This window comes from Marinobacterium aestuarii (assembly GCF_001651805.1).
Classification (GTDB): Bacteria; Pseudomonadota; Gammaproteobacteria; order Pseudomonadales; family Balneatricaceae; genus Marinobacterium_A; species Marinobacterium_A aestuarii.
Map to the genome: position 1 here is coordinate 3,307,847 of NZ_CP015839.1, position 12,469 is coordinate 3,320,315.

Annotated in this window: 10 protein-coding genes; 5 read left to right on the plus strand and 5 right to left on the minus strand. The window is 54.7% G+C overall.

What is annotated here, in order from left to right; translation table 11 throughout:
* Positions 1–47: 47 nt before the first annotated feature.
* A complete protein-coding gene (locus A8C75_RS14455; RefSeq protein ID WP_067383778.1) occupies positions 48–1,004 on the plus strand; it encodes a hypothetical protein in 957 nt (318 codons plus the stop codon).
* Between the two features lie 1,202 nt (positions 1,005–2,206).
* Here the strand turns inward: A8C75_RS14455 and A8C75_RS14460 are convergent.
* From A8C75_RS14460 to A8C75_RS14470, 3 genes are all read right to left on the minus strand, one after another.
* Complete coding sequence (locus A8C75_RS14460; protein WP_067383781.1) at positions 2,207–3,031, minus strand: TIM barrel protein; 825 nt, start codon at positions 3,029–3,031, stop codon at positions 2,207–2,209.
* A gap of 92 nt (positions 3,032–3,123) precedes the next feature.
* The gene (iolG, locus tag A8C75_RS14465; protein ID WP_067383784.1) at positions 3,124–4,134 is read right to left on the minus strand and encodes a bifunctional inositol 2-dehydrogenase/D-chiro-inositol 1-dehydrogenase; all 1,011 of its coding nucleotides are present in this window, start codon (positions 4,132–4,134) and stop codon (positions 3,124–3,126) included.
* Positions 4,135–4,226: 92 nt separating this feature from the next.
* Positions 4,227–5,123, minus strand: a complete 897-nt coding sequence (locus A8C75_RS14470) for a sugar phosphate isomerase/epimerase family protein (protein ID WP_067383787.1) — start codon at positions 5,121–5,123, stop codon at positions 4,227–4,229.
* A gap of 329 nt (positions 5,124–5,452) precedes the next feature.
* On the opposite strand from A8C75_RS14470, the gene A8C75_RS14475 reads away from it, so the two are divergent.
* The 4 genes from A8C75_RS14475 to A8C75_RS14490 all read left to right on the plus strand — a co-directional run bounded on the left by A8C75_RS14475 (position 5,453) and on the right by A8C75_RS14490 (position 10,466).
* On the plus strand, positions 5,453–6,508 hold the full coding sequence (locus A8C75_RS14475) for a LacI family DNA-binding transcriptional regulator (RefSeq protein ID WP_067383790.1): 1,056 nt from the start codon (positions 5,453–5,455) through the stop codon (positions 6,506–6,508).
* Between the two features lie 353 nt (positions 6,509–6,861).
* Positions 6,862–7,800 carry a sugar ABC transporter substrate-binding protein gene (locus A8C75_RS14480; RefSeq protein WP_067383793.1) on the plus strand — a complete coding sequence of 313 codons (939 nt, stop codon included), beginning with the start codon at positions 6,862–6,864 and terminating at the stop codon, positions 7,798–7,800.
* Between the two features lie 43 nt (positions 7,801–7,843).
* Positions 7,844–9,391: a sugar ABC transporter ATP-binding protein gene (locus tag A8C75_RS14485; protein ID WP_067383796.1), complete on the plus strand. Its 1,548-nt coding sequence runs from the start codon at positions 7,844–7,846 to the stop codon at positions 9,389–9,391.
* Between the two features lie 37 nt (positions 9,392–9,428).
* Entirely contained in the window at positions 9,429–10,466 is a 1,038-nt protein-coding gene (locus tag A8C75_RS14490; protein WP_067383798.1) for an ABC transporter permease, read from the plus strand.
* Positions 10,467–10,630: 164 nt separating this feature from the next.
* Here A8C75_RS14490 and A8C75_RS14495 read toward each other — a convergent pair whose 3' ends face one another.
* Positions 10,631–10,846 carry a hypothetical protein gene (locus A8C75_RS14495; protein WP_067383801.1) on the minus strand — a complete coding sequence of 72 codons (216 nt, stop codon included), beginning with the start codon at positions 10,844–10,846 and terminating at the stop codon, positions 10,631–10,633.
* Positions 10,847–10,960: 114 nt separating this feature from the next.
* Positions 10,961–12,151 carry a Gfo/Idh/MocA family protein gene (locus A8C75_RS14500; RefSeq protein ID WP_067383804.1) on the minus strand — a complete coding sequence of 397 codons (1,191 nt, stop codon included), beginning with the start codon at positions 12,149–12,151 and terminating at the stop codon, positions 10,961–10,963.
* Positions 12,152–12,469: the final 318 nt, after the last annotated feature.

Here is a 12,469-nt window from a genome sequence, read left to right on the forward strand (position 1 = left end):
CAGATCGTTTAAGCGGACGATATGCATAAAAAAGGATCACATAGAAGATGGAATCTCCAAGAAAAATTGAGCTTCATTATTATTTTTCTGACATGAGTCATTCAATGAATGCTTTAGTTAGAAATAAGTGCGAAGCCGAATTCATCGCTGTTGCTATTGAAGTAGCAGAAATTCTTGGAATTAATTTAGAGTTAGACTGTGAAGCTCTTCAAGAAGGTGGCATTCGTGAAGTATGGAAGGCCCTTGGAGATAATAGCGTTCAAATAGCGTTATTAATATCTGCGCTAGCTTTAATTTTGTCAGTTATTCCACACACAGATCAAGAATTGATTGATTTGCAAAAGGAAGATTTACGACTTTCCATCGAACAACGAAAACAAGCATTAGGAAAAATAAAAGAAGACATAGAAAACAAAAAAATCACATCGGAGACCATTGAAACTGCTGTAAGAGTTGCATCTAGAAGCTATAAGGTGGTTACTAGGAAATCCAATTTTTACAAAATACTCTCCAACTATGAGAAGGTAACCCAAGTAGGTTATAGTGAATTGAGCTCAGATGGAAGGCGTCTTTCAGATGAAAGGGTTGTTAATAGAGTTGATTTCCAAAAGTTTATACTTACATCACAAGATTTAAAACCGCGTAAAGACAGCTCAGCCTATATTGAAATAGTGGCTCCCGTCCTAACCGATGGAAAGGCAAAATGGAAAGGCATATATGATGACCAGTCTATAAATTTTTCTATGAATGACCATGAATTTAAGCGCGCTGTAGTTTCAAAGCTATTGTCTTTTAAAAACGGTGATGGAATCATTTGTGTATTGCTGGTACATAAAAAGGTAGATGAGCTCGGTGAAATTGTAACATCTGGATATTCTGTAGAGGTTGTTTTGGAAAATATACACTCAGGCGTATCTGGTAAAACTGCTCAAGGAAAAAAATATAGCCAAGCCAAAAAAATGTCAGATGGTCAAGGAGATATGTTTGGACCAAACAATACCTAACAAACGCATGTTGCTATCCTCTACGCAGCGGTACCTGGGGTAAGGGCTGGTATCATACCGAAGGGGCAAAAGCACGATTTGACCCTATTAACTCGCAGTGCAGCACGTAGGTTGGGATGAGGAACGAATCCCAACATTAAATAAAAAGCCGAGGTGACCGCGTATCATATGGAGGTAGTACGAACTATCGGCGCTCACTGCATGCTGGGGAACTTATTTTTCACCGTCAATATCGCTGAACGAAAGCAGGACCTGTAGGATACACATATCGAAGTCTCTGTTCGGCGTTACGCATTGATAAGCAGCGACATCCGTTTAATATAGATGACATTATTAATCCAATTTATCGATTTTTCTAGTGACAAAATTGTCAAGGGCGTCAAGCATGTTGGGATTCGTTCCTCATCCCAACCTACAGTTTTTTTTGGCTTAAGCCACTATTAAAATTCCTATTTTTCAGCCGTAACTCGCAAGGAAAGAGTTACAGAAAATATCGCCAATCACTTCCAGAGCGTTTACGCTACCACCCCTCTCCCGTTAGAAGCCGACGAGCACTGGGAGTATTTTCCGATCAGGCCCGGCAGGGGCGAGGCATGGATGCCGAGCCGCCGATGCGGCACAGGGAAGTGCCGTCAGCGGTGCCCGGAAAATAATTCCAGCGCGCAGTGTCACGGCTTCTTCGGGCGTGCTTTCTTTTGCTTACTTTTATTTGCACGAGCAAAGAAAAGTGAGTCGCCGAAAGGCGAAATAAGGATTATCCGACAACAATAACACTTCATGAATCTGGCATTTTTAGAATAGCCCAGTGCAACCCCTCTGTTGGGTTACGCTCCTTCGGAGCTTCACGCAACCTACCCGGCTGCGATTCTAGCCTGATGCAAGCGTTTGACAGCGCCATCGCTTCATAAGGCGCGCAATGAATCGTCGCAAGGAACAGCGTTCGCCCGGGGGCCGGGCTCCTACGGTTCGGGCAGCGCCCGAAGAATAACGGGGGCAGCATACCTATTTACCAGTTCATCTATGTCCGCTCCGTGCCGACAACAAACCACAGCCACCAACGCAGTCAATAAAAACCATAAAACCCCACCAAAAAAAGGGCGATGAGTGTACTCATCGCCCTTTCTATTTACCGGAATATTATTTACCGGCCTAGCCCGCTCTCACCCCCTTAACGGCAAGCGCATCACAGCCTCACTATTAAATCAGGCCGCATCCAGCCGCTGGCTGATATAACGAATGCTCTGCTCCAGCGCGACCAAAGGCTCCGCCAGACCGGTGACTTCGCTTGAGAAGGGCTCAAACGAAATATAACCGCTGTAGCCGCCCGCGAGCAGCGCCCGGATCTGGCCAACATTGCCCAGGCGATCTTTGGGCCCCACCAGAACACGGTGGCCATCCAGCATGTCATTGAAGGAAATGGCGACATCCTCCACACCGGAGATATGTACCAGCCCGGTATGCTGCGGGAAGAATTCGGTTTCAGCCGCGCCCTGGTGGTGGAAGGTATCATGCACCAGACCAAAGCGGTCTTCGGCATCCAGTGCCTTGATCGCCGCCACGGCATCCTGTTTCAGGCGCAGTGAGGAGATTGGAAAGCCCAGCGGCTCAACAAAGCCCTTGAGGTTGTATTTTTCCAGGATCGGTTTGATCGCTGTCAGTGCTTCCAGCAGACCGGCCGCTTTCTGCGCGTCTGTGGCCTTATAGGCGCCATCGTTCAACGGGCACATTACCAGACCCTTGGCGCCGCAGGCGCTGGCCAGCTGAGCCAGGTTTTCGGCCGCTTCTGCCCGTTCCTCGTTCCAGATATTGAACGGATAGAGCGCATTGATGCTGAGAATCTCGATATCGAGTTCTTCTGCCCTGGCACCGATGGCGCGGGCGTTTTCCAGCTCAGTGACGCTGTTGTGCTGCACATCGTTGCGCAGTTCAACCGCCTTGAGACCCAGCGCCTTGGCGGCGTCGAGCAACTCGAACGCCGTCATGGACGGTGCGACCATATGGTTAAGGGAGAATTTCAGTGGCTGCATGGATTTTATCCTGGGCAAATGTATCCGGCGCCCTCTTAAGTGCGAGGCTCAGCGCCGGATAACACAGATGAATGTAAGGGAAAGCCCGCGGCTCAGTTATAAAAGGCCGGGCGATCGACCATGACCACCGGCTCTACCTGGCCGCTTTCCTGCGCCGTTACGGCAGCATCGGCGGCAACGGCGGCGGCATAACCGTCCCAGGAGCTTGGGCCGCCAATGGCGTCTTTCTCGCAGCCACGGATGAAGTCCTGCAGTTCGATGTCGTAGGACTCGATAAAGCGGTCTTTCCAGTCCATCAGCACGTCGTTGTAAAGCTTGGCACCCTTGCGCATCAGCAGGCTCTGGGGTTCCGGCAGGTTGGCAATGCCCTCCTCGCCCACCACCGAGCACTGGATATCGTAGCCGTACTGGCAGTTAACGAAGATTTCCAGATCGATACGCACACCCTTGAGGGTTTCGATCAGCAGAATCTGCGGGTCGGCCAGGTGCTCGAAGGCATTCTTGGTGCGCCTTGGGTAGACCACCTGCATGGTTTTGTAGTCGTCATCCAGCAACCAGCGCAGCGCATCCAGTTCATGGATGGCGGTATCGACAATCGCCATGCTGGTGACGTAGCGATCCGGCACTGTGGGGTTGCGGTGCGCGCAGTGCAGCATCAGCGGCGCGCCTATGTCGTTGTTGTCGATGCTCTGTTTAAGCTGCTGATAACCCTTGTCGTAGCGGCGCATAAAGCCGACCTGCACCAGGCGCTTGCCGGCGGCCACTTCCGCCTTGACGATATTCAGGCAGCCCTCGGCGGTCACCGCCAGCGGCTTTTCACAGAAAACGTACTTGCCGGCGGCAATGGCCGCCAGCACGAACTCTTCGTGGGTCGGGCCCCAGGAGCACACCAGCACGGCATCCACGTTCGGCGCCGCGATCAGCTCAAGGCCGTTGGCATAGACTTCAGCCTGCAGGCCCAGGCGCTCGACCACGCTGCGCGCCTGTTCCATGTTTACATCCGTCACCGCTACGATCTGGCCACCTGCCAGCGTCTCGGTAATACGACGAGCATGATCCTCGCCAATTGCGCCTGTACCTATTACACCGATGTTAATTGTCATAGCGGACTCGTCACTGTTGGATTATTGGTATTTTTTTAAGCGTGCGGGCACCCTTTAGGGCGCCCATATGGAACGGATGCATGGTGGATCTGTTACTTGAAATACTTGTCGACGTAGCGCTGCATTTCATCACGCATGTAGCGCGATGAGGCTTCGGCCCGTTCTTCCCAGGCGAACACGCAGCTCGACAGCACGCCATCGAAGCCGATCTCGCTCAGGGTGCTGAAGAAGACATCCCAGTCGATCTCGCCCTCTCCCATGTCCAGATGCTGATGCACCCGTGCCTGGGAGCCCGGCGGATTGACGATGTAGCGCAGATTCGACGAGGCCTTGTGATTGAAGGTATCGGCGACGCGGGCATGCACCAGATTGCCCTGGGTGGCGCGGATCGTTTCGGCCAGGTCATCACCGTAATAAAAAGAGTGCGGCGCTATATAGGAGCACTTCAGCGCCTTGGAATTGATGGTCTTGACGATCTCCACGGCGGGATCCATGGTCTCGATCCAGTCTTCCGGGTGCGGTTCAACGCTGAGCGTAAGCCCTTCACGCTCCAGGATCGGCACCAGTACATCCATGGAGCGCCAGAAGGCATTCTCGCAGGCTTCAGCGCTATGCCGCCCTTCCCGGTCAGCGGCTGAACGCTCCGGCGAGGCGCCACGGCCGAACTCGGAAATCAGCAAGGGAGCGTCCATCTCGACGGCGATTTCGATGGTGCGCTTCCAGTTGTCCATCGCCATTTCCCACTCGTCCTGGTAGGGGCTGGACCAGCGATACATGGGCTGCAGGGTCGCCAGGCCCACACTGTGATCCTTCATGGCCTTCTTGAAAGCCTGGATGCGCTCTGGGTACACACGCGGGCGTGTCCACCATTGCAGAAAATCCGCCCGCGGCGACAGTTCGATGTGCTCGTAACCCAGCTCTGCCGTAAGGCGGCAGATGTCGGGCAACGACAGGTGACGGTGCATGTAAGGATCAAGGGCGATTTTCATATTATTTTACCTTCAGCTTTATGACCCGACCTGAAACCCGAACATCCTGCGCCTGGGTAACCTGGATCGCGCCAAACAGAACAAACATACCGACGACTATACTATTTAGAATAAATATTTCAATCATGGTGGAGTGAAAAAATGTCCTCATTTGACCCAGCGCAATGAAAGGCTTTCATTTAATGACAGTTTCATCTCGCCAAAAAACCACATCAGGACAGCAACAATATCGAAAAACTGCCGTATTATGCGGCATTAGTCGCTTTGACATAATCTTTCATTTGTTTCATCATGGCCTGTCAAATTAAAATAAACACGGTCAAACCGCCATGCCCAACCGCATCACCATCACCGCAGTGGCCCGGGCTGCGGGCTTAAGTGTCTCTACTGTAGACCGTGTGCTGAACAATCGCGCGCCGGTCAAAAGCCAAACCGCCGAGCGCGTGCTGCAAGCCGCCAGGGCCACGGGCTACCCCATCGACAGCGACAGTGCCCCCACAGAGACCCAGGCCACAGCGGCATACCGGCTCGGCTTTCTGCTGCAAAGCGCAGAACAGCCATTCTATAAAGAGCTGCAGCAGGAACTCGAACAGACAGTGCGCAGCCGCAGCCGGCTCACCCCCGGCAGGCTCGAGAGCCCGGTGTTCGCTTTCATCGATGACACCAGCGCCAGCGTTATCACCCGCCAGATCGACCGCCTGGCAAGCCAGTGCGACGCCCTGGCGCTGGCCTGCTACGAGCACCCCGGCATTATCCAGGCCATCGAGAACGCCGAAGCCCGCGGCGTACTGATCATTGCCCTGCTGTCACCGCTGGGCACCGAGCCCAGGCGTCCCTATATAGGGCTGGATAACCGCCGCGTCGGCCGCAGCGTCGGCTGGGCCGTCGCACAACTGGGCCACAACAGCGGCAAGGTGGGCATCATGATCGGCCATCATCGCTTTGTCGGCCACGAGCTGCGCGACATGGGCTTTCGTTCCTACTGCCGCGAGCAGGCGCCGCAACTGACGGTGCTGGAACCCATGATCAGCCTGGATGATCCTGAGGTGGCCTACCGCAATACCCGCCAGCTGCTGGACGACCACAGCGACCTCTGTGCTCTCTATATAGCCGGCGGAGGCATGGAGGGGGTTATACGGGCACTGCGTGACAGCCCGCCCGCACAACCCCTGTGCGTTATAGTGCAGGAGCTCACCGCAGAATCACGCCAGGCCCTGATAGATGGCGTTATCACCCTGGTACTGGCCACCCCGCTGCGCCAGCTCGCCGGCGACACCCTCAGCCAGATGCTGGCGACCTTGGAGCACAGGGATGAAAGCGCCCTGCCCGCGCCCATCACAACGCCGGCCTTGCCCTTTATTCTGTACCACGCAGAAAATTGCTGATGCCTGCAACCCCCGAAGAGGCGTCAGAATGCCCGTATTACGGGGCCTGCAGCGGCACAGGGCACATAAATGGAACACTTAAATCAACAAATACAGAATATTTATTCTATTATCACTACCATTCGGAATATAAATTTCATAGAATCAGGGTGTGTTTGAAGCGATGTACACCCAAGGACACTGCGCTGCTGCATCAGTAAAGCACCGGGCATGAGCACACCGCAGGCTCGTGACCCAGGCTTGGCCGGCAACGCAGACAGGGTGATACGGCTTTGACCGATAAAAAATATAAATAGCTGGCTGGAACGAATGTTCCAATTCGATCCAGACTGAAGTCCAATCAGGAGAAAGTCATGATCAGTACCAAAAAAGCTCTGCTCTGCGCCGCCCTCACCGCCATCATCGCCGCCCCAACAGCCATGGCAGACAGCCTTAAGATCGGCGTATCCATGGCACTGTTTGACGACAACTTCCTCACCACGCTGCGTAACGGCATCGAGAAAAAATCAGCCGAAGAAGGTGTCGATGTTCAGATCGAAGATGCCAAGAACGAAGTCGGTACCCAGCTCAACCAGATTCAGAACTTCATCGCCTCAGGCGTAGACGCCATCATCGTCAACCCGGTGGATACCGATGCCACCGTGTCCATGAGTGACGACGCCGTTGCCGCCGGCATTCCGCTGATTTACGTCAACCGCCAGCCCATCAATATCGACATGCTGCCCGAGAACCAGGCCTTTGTAGCATCCAACGAAGTGGAATCCGGCACCTACCAGACCCAGGAAGTCTGCCGCCTGATGAACGGCAAGGGCAAGGTACTGGTCATGATGGGTGAACTGTCCAACCAGGCCGCGATTCAGCGCACCAAGGACATTCACGATGTGATCGCCACGCCGGAATGCTCAGGCCTGGAAGTGGTCGCTGAACAGACCGCCGAATGGGATCGCACCAAAGGCAACAACCTGATGACCAACTGGATCGCTGCCGGCACCGAGTTTGACGCCGTCATCGCCAACAACGATGAAATGGCCATTGGTGCCATTCAGGCACTCAAAGCCTCGGGCCGCGCCATGGATACCGTCATCGTCGCCGGCATAGACGCCACCGCCGATGCACTGGCCGCCATGAAAGCCGGCGACCTGGATGTGACTGTTTACCAGAGCGCCACCGGCCAGGGTGCCGGCGCTGTGAGCACCGCCATCAGTCTGGCCAAGGGCGAAAAAATCGAGAAGAAAATATGGGTACCCTTTGAACTGGTTACGCCGGAAAACCTGAGCAACTACCTTAAATAACAACAATCGTTTCACATATCTGGCACAAGGGAGAGGTTAGGTTATGGTTAGCCCATCACAGCTGGACGCGGTATCACCCAAGAGCGTAATACCGCACGCAAAACCCTATGAGTACGTGCTTGAAGTCGTTAACGCGCGCAAGGAATTCCCGGGTGTAGTCGCGCTGGATAACGTCTCTCTGCGCGTACGTCCGGGCACTGTACACGCTCTGATGGGCGAAAACGGTGCCGGCAAATCGACACTGATGAAGATCATTGCCGGTATCTACCACCCCGACGCCGGCGAAATCCGGCTGCGCGGTGAAGCCGTACACCTGGCCACGCCGCTGGCGGCCCAGGAAGCCGGTATCGCCATGATTCATCAGGAGCTGTTGCTGATGAATTCCATGACGGTGGCGGAGAACATCTGGATTCGCCGCGAACCGCGCAATGCCTTCGGGCTGGTGAATCACGCCCAGATGCGCCAGATGACGACCGAGCTGTTTGACCGGCTCAACATTACCCTGGATCCGGACGCCGAGGTGAGCGAACTCTCGGTGGCCAACCGCCAGATGGTGGAAATTGCCAAGGCGGTATCCTTCAACTCAGACGTGCTGATCATGGACGAGCCCACCTCGGCCATTACCGAGAAGGAAGTGGCGCACCTGTTCGAGATCATCCGTGGCCTGCGCGAACAGGGCATCGGCATCGTTTATATCACCCACAAGATGAATGAGCTGTTTGAGATTGCCGACGAGTTTTCGGTGTTTCGCGACGGCCATTACATCGCCACCCACCCCTCCGCTGATGTGACCCGCGACGACATCATCCAGATGATGGTCGGCCGCGAGATCACCCAGATGTTCCCCAAGGAAGAAGTGGAACTGGGCGATGTGGTGCTGTCGGTGAAGAACCTGACCCTCGAAGGGGTGTTCCACGATGTCTCCTTCGATGTGCGCGCCGGCGAAATCCTCGGCTTTGCAGGCCTGGTGGGCTCGGGCCGTTCCAACGTGGCGGAAACCCTCTTCGGGGTGACACCGGCCACCTCCGGCAGCATCGAGATCAATGGCAAGGCAGTGTCGATCAAGACCTCCCATGATGCCATCAAGCTGGGCATGGCCTTCCTCACCGAGGACCGCAAGGAAACCGGCTGCTTCCTGCCGCTGGATATCCAGGAAAACGCCCAGATGGCCGTTATCCACGATGACTTTGTGAAATATGGTTTCGTGCAGGAAGCCAAACTCGAAAAGGTCTGCCTGGAAATCAGCCAGAAATTGCGTGTAAAAACACCGAACATGCATGAATGCATCGAAAACCTGTCCGGCGGTAACCAGCAGAAAGTGCTGATTGGGCGCTGGCTGCTGACCAACCCCAAGATTCTGATCCTGGATGAACCCACCCGCGGCATCGATGTCGGCGCCAAGGCTGAGATTCACAGTCTGATCACCCAGCTGGCCCATAACGGTGTGGCAGTGATCATGATTTCATCCGAGATGCCCGAGGTACTGGGCATGAGTGACCGCGTTGTGGTCATGCACGAAGGCCACTGCACCGGCATTCTGGATCGCGCAGATGCTGACCAGGTCGCCGTCATGGATCTGGCTTCACAATAAGAACGAATTACCGCATCAGGAATATGAGAGGTCGATTATGACAACCCGAACTGCAACAGCGCCTAATGCCACTCTGGCAGCGCCCTCCAAGAAACGTCTGCCCCAGGAAGTCAGCATTCTGCTGGTGCTGTTTGGCATCGCCGCCTTCTTTGAAGTCCTCGGCTGGTTCCTCGTCGGCCAGAGCTTTCTGGGCAACATGAGCCGTCTGCAGATTATCATTCTGCAGGTCTCCGTGATCGGTATCATCGCCGTGGGCGTGACCCAGGTTATCATCACCGGCGGTATCGATCTGTCGTCCGGCTCCGTCGTCGCCATGAGCGCCATGGTGGCGGCAACCTTCGCCCAGGACGCCAACTGGCCGAAAATCATTCACCCGGCACTGGTGGATCTGCCCTGGTTCATCCCGCTGACCGTCGGCCTGGCCGTCGGTGCTGCCGCCGGTTTTGTCAACGGCTGGCTGATCACCAAAACCAAAATCCCGCCCTTTATTGCCACCCTGGGCATGATGGTCTCGGCCCGCGGTATCGCCCGCTGGTACACCGATGGCAGCCCGGTGTCCGGTTTCACCGAAAGCTTCGCCATGCTGGGTAACGGCATGGGCCGCTGGGCCCCGGTGGTGATCTTCCTGGTCGTGGCCGCCGTCTTCCATATCGTTATGCGCTACACCCGCTTTGGCAAATTCACCTACGCCATAGGTGCCAACCCCCAGGCGGCGCGCGTGTCGGGTATCAACATCGAATCCCACCTGATCAAGGTCTACATGATTGCAGGCCTGCTGGCAGGCCTGGCCGCCATGGTCGCCATCGCCCGCATCAAGACCGCCCAGGCGGGCATGGGCATGATGTACGAGCTGGATGCCATTGCCGCGGCCGTTATCGGTGGTGTATCCCTGTCCGGTGGTCGCGGCCGCATCACCGGCACCGTCATTGGCGCCCTGATCCTTGGCGTAATGCTGTCGGGCTTCACCTTCCTGCGGGTCGATGCCTACTACCAGGACATCATCAAGGGCGCGATTATTATCGTCGCCGTAGTGGTGGACATGCACCGCCAGAACAAGCGCAGCAAGAAAACCTGACGCTCTGATGCGCTGAGACCCAGGCAGTAACAACAAGGGGCCCCTTAACCAGGGCCTCTTTTTTTATGACAAACTTCCCGTGAAATAAGTTGAGTACAGTTTTCGGACACAAAAAAGCCGGTCAAAAAACCGGCTTTTTCATAACAACATATAATGATAAATCGTTAGCTCTTGTTCTGATCCTGTGCCTTATCGTCTGGCTTTGTTTCTTCAAAGGTATGAAAGAACATCCAGTAGCAATAAAAAATAAAACCCAGTGACACCATGCCCCAGAAAGGGCTCCCGGTCACCCATTCAAAAACGGACCACAAAACACAGAATACCGTTACAGCGATACGGCGCCACAGCGGCTGAAAAAAAACCAGATCCGTTTCTCTCATAAAGCCTACCCTGCCCTAATTAACATCAGTCGCCATTATAAAGCCCATGGGGTTCAATTTCATGGTTTGGCGCTGGCCTTTTTACATAATACAGGCCGCGCCGACCCTCAGCCGCTACTCGCTGGCCGGAAAGTCCACCGGCAATGGCGCCGGGCGCTCGAACGTCGTTTTCAGTTCACAGAACTGACGCGCCCTGGCCGACCAGAGCAGCCCTTCCATCAGCTCCAGCGAATGCAGCGCCATGGCACCGCTGGCCCGCTCTTGCCGCTGCTGACGAATCGCATGGGCCATGTCCACCAGCCCGATGCCCCGGCTGTTTTCGGCATGACTGGTGGAGTTGAACGGATGCTCGCAGGGCAGCTCGATCCACTCGCTCGCCCTGGCCGCCGGGTCACGGGGCATGCCCTTCCAGCGATAGTTATCCCGCGTTCTAAACAACAGCTTGCCACCAAACAGATTAGGCCCATCCAGCGGGTCTATATCGCTCATGCAGAGGGTGCCTTTGGTGCCGTAAATTTCCATGCGTGGCAGCTCCGAATCCCACACATCGAAGCTGGTAATGAAGGTGCCGATGGCGCCGCTGGCAAACTCCATAGTTCCGGTAATATGGGTGTCTACATCCACCTCAATCGTATCCCCGCGCAGCGGCCCGCCCTCCACCGCTCGGGTCTCGAAGGCACGGCTCGACATGGCGCTGCAATGCTGCACCGGGCCGAGCAACGCCAGCAGCGCCACCATGTAGTAAGGGCCTATATCCAGCAGCGGCCCGGCACCGTCCTTGTAAATAAAGTCCGGATTGGGGTGAAACCACTCCTGACCATGACTCACCACAAAGGCACTGGCGCCAACGATATCGCCGATCAGACCTTCATCCATGACCCGGCGGCAGCTTTGCAGCCGGCCACCCATAAAGGTATCGGGTGCACTGCCGACATAGAGCCCCTTTTGTTTGGCCAGATCCATGATCAACTGACTGTCGGCAAAGGTGCCCGCCAGCGGCTTTTCGGTATAGACATGCTTGCCGGCGTGCAGCGCCGCCAGATTCAGCGGCGCATGGACGCCTGGCACTGTGAGATTCAGCACTATGTCGATATCCGCATCCGCCAGCAGCGCATCGCTGTCGGCATAGGCTCTGGGAATACCATGCTGCGCCGCCTTGGCCTGCGCCTTTTCCAGGCTGCGCCCGGCACAGCCCAGCACATGCAGAATATCGCCATACTTTTTCAGATTATTAATATAAACATCGCTGATATCACCGATACCCAGCACACCGACATTGAATATCCGTTTATTATCGTTATTCATAATAATCCCTAATAATCTTATCGAAAAATAGTCACTCCATTATAAAGAGACAACAGGGGACTGATAACAAAAATATCATGTTAATTTTTGTCTTTTAACATCCTCCCGCCAGAAAAATCCCATGAATAAATCGATGGCGGAAAACCAAAAGCTGCCGCCTCCTGAGTAACACCCACATAATCCGCGGCAAGACGCCATACGCATTGCAATACTCCCGGCCATCAGCACAAAAGTGGGCCGCGCAGCAACGGCATTCAGCTGACTCGCTGGCGATATGCCGACATGCGTTAGCGCGGTAATACCAACAAACATTAAATT